Annotated in this window: 13 protein-coding genes; all 13 read left to right on the top strand. The window is 73.3% G+C overall.

Features of this window, described 5'->3' with window-relative positions; all coding sequences use genetic code 11:
• Positions 1-15: 15 nt before the first annotated feature.
• The 13 genes from OTB16_RS33345 to OTB16_RS33405 all read left to right on the top strand — a co-directional run bounded on the left by OTB16_RS33345 (position 16) and on the right by OTB16_RS33405 (position 13,637).
• Complete coding sequence (locus OTB16_RS33345; protein WP_267725807.1) at positions 16-1,638, top strand: PfaD family polyunsaturated fatty acid/polyketide biosynthesis protein; 1,623 nt, start codon at positions 16-18, stop codon at positions 1,636-1,638.
• Positions 1,635-3,524 (top strand): acyl-CoA dehydrogenase family protein, encoded by a 1,890-nt coding sequence (locus OTB16_RS33350; protein ID WP_267725810.1) that lies wholly within the window; start codon positions 1,635-1,637, stop codon positions 3,522-3,524. The genes OTB16_RS33345 and OTB16_RS33350 overlap by 4 nt, the downstream gene beginning before the upstream one ends.
• Positions 3,521-5,278 (top strand): acyl-CoA dehydrogenase family protein, encoded by a 1,758-nt coding sequence (locus OTB16_RS33355; RefSeq protein ID WP_267725813.1) that lies wholly within the window; start codon positions 3,521-3,523, stop codon positions 5,276-5,278. Before OTB16_RS33350 ends, OTB16_RS33355 begins: the two co-directional genes overlap by 4 nt.
• A 22-nt stretch (positions 5,279-5,300) precedes the next feature.
• On the top strand, positions 5,301-6,071 hold the full coding sequence (locus tag OTB16_RS33360; protein ID WP_267725816.1) for a 4'-phosphopantetheinyl transferase family protein: 771 nt from the start codon (positions 5,301-5,303) through the stop codon (positions 6,069-6,071).
• A 185-nt stretch (positions 6,072-6,256) separates the two neighbouring features.
• Positions 6,257-6,946, top strand: a complete 690-nt coding sequence (locus tag OTB16_RS33365; protein WP_267725819.1) for an RNA polymerase sigma factor — start codon at positions 6,257-6,259, stop codon at positions 6,944-6,946.
• Positions 6,947-6,951: 5 nt separating this feature from the next.
• The gene (locus tag OTB16_RS33370; RefSeq protein ID WP_267725821.1) at positions 6,952-7,365 is read left to right on the top strand and encodes an acyl carrier protein; all 414 of its coding nucleotides are present in this window, start codon (positions 6,952-6,954) and stop codon (positions 7,363-7,365) included.
• Positions 7,358-7,759: a holo-ACP synthase gene (locus OTB16_RS33375; RefSeq protein ID WP_267725825.1), complete on the top strand. Its 402-nt coding sequence runs from the start codon at positions 7,358-7,360 to the stop codon at positions 7,757-7,759. Before OTB16_RS33370 ends, OTB16_RS33375 begins: the two co-directional genes overlap by 8 nt.
• Positions 7,756-9,168: an aldehyde dehydrogenase family protein gene (locus OTB16_RS33380; protein WP_267725828.1), complete on the top strand. Its 1,413-nt coding sequence runs from the start codon at positions 7,756-7,758 to the stop codon at positions 9,166-9,168. Before OTB16_RS33375 ends, OTB16_RS33380 begins: the two co-directional genes overlap by 4 nt.
• 9 nt (positions 9,169-9,177) lie before the next feature.
• Positions 9,178-9,657: a DUF4188 domain-containing protein gene (locus tag OTB16_RS33385; protein ID WP_267725831.1), complete on the top strand. Its 480-nt coding sequence runs from the start codon at positions 9,178-9,180 to the stop codon at positions 9,655-9,657.
• A 7-nt stretch (positions 9,658-9,664) separates the two neighbouring features.
• Positions 9,665-10,690: a helix-turn-helix transcriptional regulator gene (locus OTB16_RS33390; RefSeq protein WP_267725833.1), complete on the top strand. Its 1,026-nt coding sequence runs from the start codon at positions 9,665-9,667 to the stop codon at positions 10,688-10,690.
• A 120-nt stretch (positions 10,691-10,810) separates the two neighbouring features.
• On the top strand, positions 10,811-11,335 hold the full coding sequence (locus tag OTB16_RS33395; protein ID WP_267725836.1) for a cobalamin B12-binding domain-containing protein: 525 nt from the start codon (positions 10,811-10,813) through the stop codon (positions 11,333-11,335).
• On the top strand, positions 11,335-12,675 hold the full coding sequence (locus OTB16_RS33400; protein WP_267725839.1) for a methylaspartate mutase: 1,341 nt from the start codon (positions 11,335-11,337) through the stop codon (positions 12,673-12,675). Before OTB16_RS33395 ends, OTB16_RS33400 begins: the two co-directional genes overlap by 1 nt.
• On the top strand, positions 12,672-13,637 hold the full coding sequence (locus tag OTB16_RS33405; RefSeq protein WP_267725842.1) for a transporter substrate-binding domain-containing protein: 966 nt from the start codon (positions 12,672-12,674) through the stop codon (positions 13,635-13,637). The genes OTB16_RS33400 and OTB16_RS33405 overlap by 4 nt, the downstream gene beginning before the upstream one ends.
• The last annotated feature ends 14 nt before the right edge of the window (positions 13,638-13,651 follow it).

Raw genomic sequence — 13,651 nt, forward strand, 5'->3', positions numbered from 1 at the left:
GACAGGAGACGCAGCATGACCAGCGATCAGTACCGCCCGAGGTGGACCGGGCCGGGCGAACCGGCCGTCGGTGACACCGGGGTCTACGAAACCCTGATGCGCCTCGACGAACCCGTCCACATCGTGCGCGGCCCGTACGGACTGGGCGCGGCCGCCGGCGGTGGGGTCAGCGCCGACGGCGACCACGAGATCGTCGCCGCCGTCCCGCCGCTGGGCCCCGAACGGCTCGGCAGCGCCGCCTTCCTGGCCGCGCACGGCATCCGGCAGGCCTACATGAGCGGCGCCATGGCCAACGGCATCGCCTCCGCCGACATGGTCGTCGCCATGGCCCGCGCCGGGTTCCTCGCCTCGTACGGGGCGGCCGGACTGCTCCCCGAGGCGGTGGAGAAGGCCCTGATCCGCTTCCGCGAGGAGATCCCCGGCCTCGGCTACGCCTGCAACCTGATCCACAGCCCGAGCGAGGACCGCCTGGAGCGCACCGCCGTCGAACTGTTCCTCGCGTACGGAGTGCCCTGCGTGGAGGCGTCCGCCTTCCTCAAGCTCACCCCCCACCTGGTCCGCTACCGGCTCGCCGGCCTGCGCGCCGGCGGCCCGCACGGGGTCGTCGCCGCCAACCGGGTCATCGCCAAGATCTCCCGTACCGAGACGGCCGAACTCTTCATGCGGCCCGCACCGGAGGCCATGGTGCGGGCGCTCCTCGCGGACGGCCTCATCACAGAGGAGCAGGCCCGCCTCGCCCCCCGGGTCCCGCTCGCCGACGACATCACCGTGGAGGCGGACTCGGGCGGCCACACCGACCGCCGGCCGCTCCCCGCCCTGCTCCCGGTGATCATGCGGCAGCGCGACGCGATCATGCAGGAGGCTGGCTACCCCGAGCGCATCCGGATCGGCGCCGCCGGCGGCATCGGCACCCCGGACGCGGCGGCCGCCGCGTTCGCGATGGGCGCCGACTACATCGTGACCGGCTCCGTCAACCAGTCGTGCCTGGAGGCCGGCACCTCCCCGCAAGTCAAGCAGATGCTCGCGCAGGCCGGCATCGCCGACTTCGAGATGGCCCCGGCCGCCGACATGTTCGAGATGGGCGTCGAGCTCCAGGTACTCAAGCGCGGCACGTTCTTCCCCATGCGGGCCAAGCAGCTCTACGAGCTCTACCGCGCCTACGACGGCATCGAGGCGATCCCCGACGAGGTCCGCGAACGGGTGGAGAAGCAGATCTTCCGCAGGCCCCTGGAGAGCGTCTGGGAGGAGACCGCCGAGTACTTCCGGCGCCGCGACCCCGACCAGCTCGCCCGCGCGGAAGGGCACCCCAAGCGGCGGGCGGCGCTCGTCTTCCGCTGGTACCTGGGAATGGCCTCGCGCTGGGCGAAGACCGGTGAGGCCGATCGTGCCGTCGACTACCAGATCTGGTGCGGACCGGCGATGGGCAGCTTCAACGCGTGGGTCCGCGGCACGTACCTGGCCGCGCCCGAGCACCGCAGGGTCGCCGACGTGGCCCGGCAGATCATGACGGGTGCGGCGTTCCACCAGCGGCTCGCCATGCTGCGCGCGGCCGGCATCGCCTTCCCCGCCGGCATCGCCACCCGGCCCTCCCCCGAGGACTCCACCTCCTACGACTCCGCGCTCGGGGTGGCGCGGTGACGGTCGCGACCCGGCCCGCCGCGTCCCGCGCCCCCGTGCCCGGGCCGGCCCCCACCGCGCCGGCCGGCCCCCACGCCGAGGCCGAGCGCCTCGACGCCCGGCTCGGCGACCCCTGGGCACCCGACAACCCGTTCGGCTTCGCGGCCGGCGTGGCCCGGGACGCACGGGAGGAGTACCCGCGGGAGGCCGAGGTACGGCTGCGCGCCGAGGGCTTCCACCTGTGCCACCTGCCCGCCTCCCTCGGCGGGAGCCTGCGCTCCTTCGAGGACGCCCAGATCCTGGTCCGCGTCTGCGCCCGTCGCGACGTCAACTTCATGCCCGCCACCATGTTCAGCATCTCGGCCCTCATGACCGTCCTCGCCGCCGGTACGCCGGCCCAGCACCGGCTGGTCGCCGACTGGCTGCGCGAGGGCCGCATGATCGCCTTCGGGCTGTCCGAGGAGCAGGCCGGCAGCGACGTCCTCGCCAACACCTGCCGGCTGACCGGCGAGGGCACCCTGCACGGCACGAAATGGCTCGTCGGGCGCGCGAACACCGCCGACGCCGCCGTGATCGTGGCCCGTACCTCCGAGCGCGGCCCGGGCGCCTTCACGGCCGTACTGCTGGGGCCGGAGGAACTCGCCGGCCCCCGCGTACGCAGGACCGCGCCGCACCGCACCACCGGGATGCGCGGCATCGACTTCGCCGACCTGGAGTTCGACGGGCTCGCCGTGCCGCCGGGCGCCGTCATCGGCGACGTCGGCAGCGGCCTGGAGGGCGCGCTGCGCGCCCAGCAGATCGTCCGGCTCATGAGCACGGCCGGCTGCCTGGCCACCGCCGACACGGCGCTGCGCACGGCGCTGCGCTTCGCCCGTGGGCACCGTACGGGCGGCGTACCGGTCGCGGACACCCCGTACGGGTCGCGTGAACTCGCCCTGGCCGCAGCCGAACTGATCGCCACCGACCTCTCGGTGCTGGTCGCCGCGCGCCAGGTGCACGTCGCGCCCGACGCGTTCGCTCTGGCCTCCTCGGTCGTCAAGCACGTCGCCACGCGTCTGACCTCCTCCTGCACCACCCGCGCCCGCGCCGTGGTCGGCGCCCGGTCGGTCCTGCGGGACGACCCGGGCGGGGTGCTCGACAAGGCGGTACGGGACAACGCGATGGTCGCGGTCATCGACACGAGCGTGCTCGGCAACCTGCGCGCCCTCGCGATGCACCTGCCCTCCTACGCGCCCGCGTTCGCGGACACCGCCCACCCCGAAGGGCGGGCCGGCGCCGACCCGGAGCGGGAGGCCCGGCTGCGCGCCGTGTTCGCCCTGGGCGACCGGGCGTCGCTGCCCGAGCTGCGGGCCGCAGACCTCGACCTCGGGGTGCGCCCGAAGGACGACGTCCTGCTCGGGTTCGCCGCACACGCCGACGAGATCGCCGCCGAGCTGCGCGGCCGGGGCCAGACCCGGGCCGGGGAGCTGGTCGCCGAGGCGCGGGCCGCACTGGCCGCCGTGGTCCGGGATGCCGCCGAAGCGCAGCGCGACCGCGCCCGGTCGGCGAAGGTCTCCCCGGAGCCCCTGGACCTTGCCGACCGCCTGTGCGTGCTCCACGCTGCCGCCACCGCCGCTCTGGCCTGGTGGTTCCACCGCGACGGCGCCGGCCTCTACGGCACCGCCTCCGGCGACGCCGGGTGGCTCACCGCCGTCCTCGCCCTGCTGACGGCCCTCGCCGCCGGGCGGGACCCGCGCACCGCGGCGTACGAGGACCTCGCCCCGGCCGGCCGGCTGGTCACCGCCCTCGACGAGGCACGGCTGCTGTTCACCGCCCTGCCGGTGCGGCTGGGCGACTCCGGCCCGGCGAACGAGAAGACCCCCGAGAACGAGAAGACCGAGAAGAACGAGAACGAGGACCCGCGATGACCGATCTGCCGGCCCTCATGGCCGACCTGGAGCGCCACCTGGGCGACCCCCACGACCCGGACGGGCGCATGACGTACCGCCGTGTCCTCGAACTGGACGAACGGGAGGAGTACCCGCACGAGTTCGTCGACCTGCTCGCCTGCTGGGGCCTGTACGACTGGATCGTGCCGGCCGAGAACGGCGGCCGGGCCGTGGACGTGCAGGACGGCTTCAACCTGTACCGGCTGGTCGCCCGCCGCGATCCCACCGCCGCCACCGCCATGGTCCTCACCAGCCTCAGCTACATGCCGGTGTGGGTCGCGGGCACCCCCGAGCAGCGCCAGCACTTCGCCGACGTGATCAGGCGCGGCGGCAAGCTGGCCTGGGGCCTGTCGGAACGGCAGCACGGCAGCGACGTCCTCGCCAACGAGACCACCGCCCGCCGGACCACGGGCGGCTGGCTGCTGGACGGCGAGAAGTGGACGATCGGCAACGCCACCGTGGCCGACGTCGTCATGGTCTTCGCCCGTACGTCGGACAAGGGCGGCCCCGGCGGCTACTCGATCTTCGCCGTCGAGAAGGACGCCGTCCCCGCCGAGCAGCGCGAGCACCTGCCCGACGAGCCGCTGCACGGCCTGCGCGGCCTGGACATGAGCGGGGTGCGGCTGCTGAACTGCTTCGTGCCCGACACCGCACTCGTCGGCCGGGCCGGGCAGGGTCTGGAGACGGCGCTCAAGAGCAGCCAGCTGGCCCGGGTGGCGATCGCGAGCATCGCGATGAGCTGCGTGGACACCGCGCTGCGCACCACCCTCGACTTCGCGACCCAGCGGGTGATCTTCGGCGGAACGGTCTCCGAAGTGCCGTACTCCCAGCGGCAGCTCGCGGAGAGCTACGCAGACCTGCTGGTCGCCGACGCGCTGACGACCGGCGCGGTGCGCAGCCTCCAGGTGAGTCCGGACCAGGCGAGCATCTGGTCGTCGGTGGTCAAGTACTTCGTCCCCACCTTCCTGGAGGAGACGCTCGGCCGGCTCGCCACCGTCCTCGGCGCCCGCTACTACCTGCGCTCGCACCCCCGGCACGGCATCTTCCAGAAGGTGCTGCGGGACTTCGCGATCTCCAACTTCGCCGACGGCAACACCGTGGTGAACCTGAAGAACATCGCCCTGCAACTGGAGAAGCTCCTGGCCAACGCGGTCGGTCAGGATCCGGCCCTGGTGGCTGGCGCGGTGGAGCGCACCCACGCCCTCTTCGACCCGGCCCACCCCATGGAGCCCTACCAGCCCGCCGAGCAGCAGCTGTTCAGCCGGGGCGTGGACGATCCGGTGCTCGCCCTGCGCTCCGCCGTCGACGAACTGCACCGGGCCGCCGAGGCGGCCGGCGGGCGCGATGCGGCACGCCTCGCCGCCGCGGCCGACACGGCCGGCGAGATCGCCGGCGAACTGGACCGCATCGCCGAGGAGCACCGCAAGCTCGTCGCCGACCTCGGCAAGGCGGCCGGACAGTCGGCCGAACTGTACGACCTGGCCAAGCAGTACACCTACGTCTCGGCCGCGGCCGCCGTCGTCCACCTCCACCTGCGCGGCCACGACAGCGTCGATCCGGCGCTGCGGTCGCCCGCGGTCCTCCTGGTCTGCCTGGAGCGACTGCTCAAGCGGTTCCACCCCACCCGGCGGGTGACCGGCCCCGAGGAAGTCGCAGAGGTCGCCGACGCGCTGTTCTCTGCGCACCGCGAGGGCCGGCTCTTCTCGTTCCGGTCCTTCCCCGTCAACCGGTAGATCCAGGAAGGAGGCACCTCTCATGGACAGCACCGCTCCGTTCGCCGACCCGCTGGCCGATACGGCCGAGGTCTGGCTGCTCGCCGAGGAGGACGTCGACCGTTTCGCCGAGGCGACGGGCGGTCTCGCGCTGTTGACGGACGAGGAACGGGCCCGGCACGACCGGCTCCTGTTCCCCGCCGCCCGCCGGCGTTTCCTCGGCGCCCGCCTCCTCTCCCGGCAGGTCCTGTCCCGCTACGCCGACGTGGCACCCGACTTCTGGCGGTTCCGGGCCGGCACGTACGGCCGCCCCGAGGTCGAGGGGTGCGCCTGGGGCCTGGACTTCAACATCACCCACACCAACGGCCTGATCGCCGCCATCGTGGTCCGCGGGCGGACCGCGGGGGTGGACGCCGAGGTCACCCCGGCCAACCCCGAGGCAATGCAGTTCGCGCCCAAGGTGTTCACCCCGCTGGAGAACGAGGTGCTGCGCCGCAACCGGGAGGAACAGCGCGGGCACGCCTTCGCCGACTCCTGGGTGGCCAAGGAGGCGTACACGAAGGCTACCGGCATGGGCATGTGCCGGGGCTTCGACGCCTTCTCCGTGCACCGCCTGCGCGACGGGAGCCTGGCCGTCGTCGACGAGGACATCCCCGAGACGGAACGGGACCTGTGGCAAGTACAGGTCCTCCAGGTCTGGGACCGCTTCGCGCTCGGCGTGGCCATCCGGGCCGACCGGAGCGACGAGGGCCCTCTGCCGGTCCGGCTGCGCTCGGCCATCCCGGACCTCCTGCCGGCCGCGGCCCGCCCCTGACCGGCGTGCCCCGCGCCCCTGACCAGCCGCGGGGCACGCCGGGGCGACGCTGTCCACCTGTGGCCGGGCCGCTAACTGACGGCAGGTCCCGCTTGCCGCGCCGGACCCGTGACGGCTTCCATGGGAATCGCCGCCCCCCGAAGGCGCCCCCACATCCCGCAGGACCCACCACGGAGGAAATCGCCATGCCCCGTAAAGGGAACGCGGAACTCGTCGCGAGGTGCTCGCGGGGAGATCAGGACGCCTGGGACGAAATGGTGGAACGGTTCGAAAGGCTCGTCTGGTCCGTCGTGCGCAGCCACCGCTTGAACGACGTGGACGCCGAGGACATACGCCAGCTCACCTGGCTGCGCCTCGTACAGAACATCGACCGGATCCGCGACCCCGACCGCATCGGCGACTGGCTCGCCACCGTCGCACGCCGCGAATCCCTCAAAGTCCTCGTCCGCGGAAACCGGCTCGTCATGGTCGGCGACAGCGAGACCCTCGACGGACTCTCCGGCCACAGCGAGAGCCCCGAGCAGATCACCCTGCGCGCCCAGCACCGGGAGGAGACGCTGCGGGCCATCGACACGCTCTCCGAACAGTGCCGCGGCGTCCTGATGCTGGCGCTCGCGGATCCGCCGGCCTCCTACGGGGAGATCTCCACGGCCCTGTCCATGTCCGTCGGCTCGGTCGGCCCCATCCGCACCCGCTGCCTGCGCAGACTGCACCGGCTGCTCGCCGCCAGCGAAGCCGAGCGGGCCCCGCAGGAACTGCTGCGCACCGGCTGCCGCACCGCTTCGATCCATCCGGACGTGTCCGGTCCGCGGCACGTGAAGGCTCTGGTAAGGGGAGGCCGCGCACCGGCGGCCGGACAGGCCGGACAGGAGTGATGCGCATGTTCCCCTACGACGTCGGCGAACTGGTGCGGTCCATTGTCATCGACACGCTGGGCATCCCCGCCGCCCTCTACCGCACGGATCTCGTCTTCTCCGCCGACCTGGGCCTGGAATCCCTGGACCTCCTCGACATCTTCTTCCGCATCGAATGCAGCGCACCGGTGGTCCTCACGGTCGAGAAATGCGGCCGCTACCTCCAGGGAGACGTTCCCGACGAGGAGTTCTGCGACGCCCGGGGAGTCATCAGCGCGCGCGGACTGAGTCGGCTGCGCACCGTCATGCCCCAACTCGACACCGGCCAGTGGGCGGGAAAGCTCACCCTCGACCGCATGCTCTCCGAACTGTCGATCGGAAATCTCGTCTCCATGGTCGAGAACCTGCTCGCCGAAGGACAGGCCGCCGCCCATGCCTGAGTACGGGAGCGGAGTCCTGCGGGTCGGCAGCTACAGCGTCGACACGGACAGCGTCGAGCGGCTGATCGCCCGGCACGGACCCAAGGCGCTCCACCTCCCCGACCGGGCCGACCCGGCGCTCCCCTGGGCGGTGCGCCAGGCCACCCTGCGCGCCCTGGCCGCGCCCCCTCGCCTCGCCGGCCGGTGGGGCGACATCGCGCTCCGCGGCGGCGCCGAAGGCCCCTGGACCCTGCTGTTCACGGGCGAGGTGGCCCGGTACGCCCAGAGCGTCCTGCACGGCGACGTCTCCTTCTCGGTGACCCACCGCGCCGGCCGGATCACCGCCCACGCCGTCCTCACCCGAGCCGGCACCACCCCTCCCGCCTTCCCCCGAGAAACCGAGGTACCCAGGTGAGCACCGTCACCGAAGCCGGCCTGCTGACGAGCCGCGAGATCATCACCGGTGAGGAACTGGGCAGCGTCCCGCTGGCCTCCGCCGGCGATGTACGCTCGGCCGCCCGCCGGGCCGCCGCAGCCGCCCCGGCCTGGGCCGCCCGGCCCGCCGCCGAACGCGCCGCGATCTTGAACCGGGCCGCCGACCTGCTGCTGGAGCGTGCCCAGGAGGCCCAGGACCTGCTCGTCCGCGAGGGCGGCTCGATCACCGGCAAGGCCTTCTACGAGGTCCACGCGGGCGCCGCCGAGCTGCGCCACGGCGCCGAACTGGCCACCGGCCCCCAGGAACCGCACGGCCCCGGCTCCGACCCGGGCCGCGACACCGAGGTACGGCGCGTACCGCTCGGCGTCGTCGGGGTGATCGTGCCCTGGAACTTCCCGCTCCTGCTCGGCATGCGCTCGGTCGCCCCCGCCCTCGGGCTGGGCAACACCGTCCTGCTCAAGCCCGATCCGCACACCCCGCTCAGCGGCGGCCGCCTCTTCGCCGAAGTCCTGGCCGACGCCGGACTGCCCGAGGGCGTACTGGAAGTGGTCTACGGCGACGCGGAGGCGGGCACGGCGCTCGTGGAATCCCCGGATGTCGCCATGGTGTCCTTCACCGGATCCACCGAAGTGGGCCGCGAGATAGGAGCCACCGCCGGCCGGCTGCTCAAGCGCGTGGTCCTGGAACTGGGCGGGCAGAACGCCTTCGTCGTCCTGCCCGACGCCGACATCGAAGCCGCGGCCTCCGCCGGCTCCTGGGGCTCTTTCCTGCACCAGGGCCAGATCTGCATGGCCGCCCGCCGCCACCTCGTCCACCAGGACGTGTCCGAGGCCTACACCGAGACCCTCGCCCGCCGCGCCGCGGCCCTGCGCATCGGCGACCCCTACCGCAGCGACTCCCAGATCGGACCGGTCGTCGACCGCGGGCAGCTCACCCGGATCGCCTCCGCCGTCGAGGACGCCGTCGCCCAGGGCGCCCGCCTGGTCACCGGCGGGCGCGTGCAGGGCCCGTACTTCCCGCCGACGGTCCTGGCCGACGTGACGCCGAAGATGTCCATCTTCCACACCGAGGTCTTCGGGCCCGTGGCCACCATCACCTCCTTCGCCGACGAGGCGGAGGCCGTCGAGCTGGCCAACACCTCCGACTACGGGCTCACCGCCGCCGTCTACACCTCCGACGCCGACCGCGGCCGCGCCCTCGCCGGCCGGCTGCGCTGCGGCGTGGTCCACGTCGGCGACCAGACGGTCAACCACGACCCCCAGCTGCCCTTCGGCGGGGTCGGGGCCTCCGGCAACTCCTCCGGCTTCGGCGGCCGGGCCGCCCTCGAAGCCTTCACCCGCTGGCACACCCTCACCACCAGCTCCCCCGCGCGTTCCTACCCCTTCTGAGAGGAAACCATGGACCTCAAGGTCGTCAAGGAGCCGCGCATAGCCGCGGCTCCCGAGGGCACGGTGGTGCTGCTGATCGGCACCCGGATCAACAAGTTCTGGATGGTGCACCGCTGGGTGCCCGTCATCGCCTCGATGATCCCGATGCTGATCGATCTGAAGAAGAACAAGGAGCACGGCTTCCTCTACTCGCGGGCCTGGTTCAACCGCACCGTGATCATGCTCCAGTACTGGCGCAGCATGGACGACCTGATGCGCTACTCGCACAACACCTCCGGCAAGCACCGCTCGATGTGGGCCTGGTTCAACCGCGCGGTCAGGAACGACGGCGCCGTCGGGATCTTCCACGAGGCCTACATCGTCGACCCGGAGCGGATGCACACCGTCTACCGGAACATCCCCGTGTTCGGCATCGCCGCCGCCACCGAGTCCGTCCCGCAGCGCACGCGTCCCCCGGTGCCGGGCGCCGACGACACGGAGAAGGTCTGAGGCCATCGTGAGCACGGCCCAGGAACACGACACGCTCCTGTCCGACGGCCTGCTCACCCCCCAGGACGTCGCCGTCTACCGCCAGCTCCTGGAGAGGTCACCGGACGCCGACGAGGCGGCCGAGCGGCTCGGCATCCCGCCCGAGCGGTGCGCCGAGTCCATCGACCGGCTCACGGCCCGCCGGCTGCTGAGCCCGGACGGCCCGTACTGCCACGAGGCACTCTCCCCGGGGCTCGCGGCCCTCGCACTGACCGCCTCCGCCCACGTCCAGGTCCACGAGCTGATGCGCCGCATCGACTCCACACGCCGCGAACTGGGCCCGCTGGGCGCACTGTACGAGGGCCACCTGCGCCGGGAGCTGGAGGGAACCGGGACCGAACTGCTCACCGACGGCGAAGCCGTACGCCACCGGCTCGCCGAACTCTCCGCCCAGGTGCGCCACAGCGTGCTGACGGTGCACCCCACCCTCGGCAGCCCCGAGACGCTGCGCGCCGCCCGCGAACTGGACCGCGACCTCCTGGCGCGCGGCGTGCGCTACCGGACGGTGCTGCCGCACACCGCCCGCCGCCAGCGCGAGGCGCTGCAGCACATGAAGCTCCTCGCCGGCCACGGCGCCCGGGTCCGTACCGCCGCGGTGGTACCGGGGCGGCTGATCCTCCTCGACGAGGACACCGCGGTCGTCCCCACGGGGACGGGCGGCGCCGCGGTGCTCCGCGACCCGACCGTGGTCACCTTCCTCACCGTGATCTTCGACCACATCTGGGAGCACGCCCGGCCGGTCGAACCGGGCGGTTCGGGAGGCGAGGACAACGAGGTCTTCGAGGACGTGGAGGTGGCCATCCTGCGCCATCTGGCACGCGGCCGGTCCGACGACTTCATCGCGCGCAAACTGGGCATCTCCACCCGCACCATGCGCCGCTACCTGGCCGCACTGTGCGAGAAGCTCGACGTGGAGACCCGCTTCCAGCTCGGCATGGCCGCGGAGCGCCTCGGCCTTCTCGAGGAGCCCGGGGAGGCGGACCGCGACGGATAGGAATGTCTAATCGGCTCCATCGGCATTCGCCGTCAGCGCGGCTGGACCGGGCGCCCGGGCGAAGCGGATAGTTGCCACGAGTGATCGCCGAGATACCCCCGGGGGACCCGAATGAACGGCATGATCTCCGCAGAGCGCCGATTGCGGACCGTCGTCTCCGGCCTGTCCTGCGACGCCCACCTGTGGAACCTGGTCTGCCTCCGACTGCTCCTGGAGGACCGCGGCCACCAGGTGACGAACCTCGGCAACACGACGCCCGACGCCGAGATCCTTGGGGCCTGTTGTACCGAACTCCCCGACCTGCTGGTCATCAGCACCGTCAACGGGCACGGCCGGCTCGACGGCCTGCGTCTGATCCGCGCCCTGCGCGCCGTACCGGCCCTGTCCGGCCTGCCCGTCGTCATCGGAGGCAAGCTCGGCATCGAGGGCGGCAACGGCCGCGACGGCCGCGACCACACGGAGCTCGCCGCGCAGCTGACCGCCGCCGGATACGACGCCGTCTTCGACGACGCGGCCGAGGGCGGCCCCGAGGCGGGTCTCGCCCGCTTCGACGCCTTCCTCTCCTCTCTCGTGCCGCGTCAGGCAACGTTCGCCGGCGGCCGCTCCCGCGCGCGGGCGGCGGCCGGGCCCGGGGCAGCGGCCTGATGGACGACACCGACCGGTTCACCGCCTTCGTACGCCGCGCCGCCGACGCGGGACACCTCGTCGTCCAGCACCGGATGGGCTTCGGTGAACTCCACCGCATGCGCGCTGGCCTGCGCGCTGTACGGGACGCGGACGCCACCACCGTGGGCACCGTCACCCTGGACAGCTACACCCGCTGCCACGACGACGGGGCCGCCCTGCGAGCCCTGCGCGAACGGCCCGCCGACCTCAACGGCTTCCCGCTCCTCGCCCACGGCGTCCCGGCGGTGCGCACTCTCCTCCAGGAGGTCGCGTCCGCCGACTTCCCCGTCCAAATCCGCCACGGCACGCCGCTGCCGCTGAGGCTGCTGCGGGCCATGGCCGAGGCCGGGGCGGATGCCACGGAGGGCGGACCCGTCTCGTACTGCCTGCCCTACGGCCGGGTTCCGCTGGCGCGGGCCGTCGCCGAATGGAGCGCCGGCTGCGAACTGCTCGCCGCCCGGCCCGTACCGCCGCACATGGAGACCTTCGGCGGCTGCATGCTGGGACAGCTGTGCCCGCCGTCCCTGCTGGTCGCGCTCTCGGTCCTGGAAGCGATGTTCTTCCGGGAGCACGGCCTGCGCGGCGTCTCCCTCAGCTACGCCCAGCAGGTCCACGGGGGACAGGACCTGGAGGCCCTCGCGGCGCTGCGCCGGCTCGCCGGCGAGCGGCTGTCCGGCAGCGCCCACCACATCGTGCTGTACACCTTCATGGGCGTCTTCCCGCGCACCGGACACGGCAGCCGCCGCCTCCTCGCGGACAGCGCCTGCCTCGCCGTGGCCGGCGGCGCCGAACGGCTCGTCGTCAAGACACCGGCCGAGGCGCACCGCATCCCCACCGTCGAGGAGAACGTGGCGGCGCTCGCCTACGCGGCCTCCGTGGCCGAAGCGGAAGCCGAAGCCGAGACCACCACCAACGCCGGTGCCGTGCACGGCGCGGCCCGGGTCATCGCGCACCCCCCGACGCCGCCCGCGCAGCGCCCGGACCCCACCGCGTACGGCATCTACGAAGAGGCCCGTACGCTCCTCGACGCCACCCTGGAGACGGGCGACACCGTCGGTGCGTGCCTCGTACGGGCCTTCGCCCGGGGCATCCTCGACGTCCCCTACTGTCTCCACCCCGACAACGCCAACCGCGCCCGCGCCACCATCGACGCACGGGGCGCGCTGCGTTGGAGCCGCACCGGAGCGATGCCCGTGACACCCGCGTCCACGACCGCCGCCGCCCCCGTCACCGCCGGGCAGCTCACCGAGCTGCTCACCTTCAACCGCCGCCGCTTCGACCTCCGGGAACCCGGCCGCCTGTACGGGAGCGCCTCATGACCCCCCCGGACACGACCCTTACGGCCGCGACCCGCCCGGCCGTGACGCGCCCGGCCGCGACCGCCACGCTGCGGGCCGCCCGCGCCCGCGGCGCCCTGCGGGCCGCCGTCTCCCAGGGCATCCACGGCCTGTCGCAGCGGACCCCCGACGGACGCTGGACCGGCCTCGACACCGACATCGCCCGCGCCGTCGCCGCGGCCGCCCTCGGCGATCCCGAGGCCGTCGACTGGCGTCCCGTGAAGTCCGACGACAGGCTGACGGCCCTCGAAGCGGGCCGCGCGGACCTGACGGTCTGCAACCTGACCTGGACCATGGGCCGGGAGGCCGCCCGCCGGGTCCTCTTCGCCGGCATCACCTGCTACGACGGCGAAGGCTTCCTCGTCCGCGCGGACGCGGGCTTCACCGGGCCCGCGGACCTCGCCGGGCGGCGCCTCGCCGTCCACCGGGGCTGCACCACCACGGTCAACCTGGCCGCCTGGTACGGCCCCCGGGGCCTGACCGTCGAACCCGTCGCCTTCGACGACCCGGCCGACGCCCTGGCCGCCTATGCGGACGGGGACTGCGCCGCCTACGTACTGGACCGCACCGCCCTCGCCGGGGCCAGGGCGCGCCTGCCCAGCCCCGCCGACCACCTCATCCTTCCGGTGTCGATATCCCGGGAGCCGATGGCCGCCGCCGTCCACGAGGGCGACCCGCACTGGTTCAGGCTGGTCCGCTGGGTCCTGCAACTGCTCCTGGCCGCCGAGCACGAGAGCCCCGGGGCCGCGGCCCGCCGCGCGAACCCCCACGGCCCGGCCGTCGGCCTCGACGAGCACTGGGCCGACCGGGTGCTCGCCGCCGTCGGCACCTACGCGGACGTCTACGAACGCAACCTCGGAGCCGCCTCCGGCCTCGACGTGCCGCGCGGTCTGAACCGGTTGTGGACCGCGGGCGGGCTGCACTACCCGGTACCCCTGAACTGACCTGACCTGCCGTT

Origin of the sequence: Streptomyces antarcticus (genome assembly GCF_026627255.1) — a bacterium.
In the GTDB taxonomy this organism is placed as follows: Bacteria; Actinomycetota; Actinomycetes; order Streptomycetales; family Streptomycetaceae; genus Streptomyces; species Streptomyces antarcticus.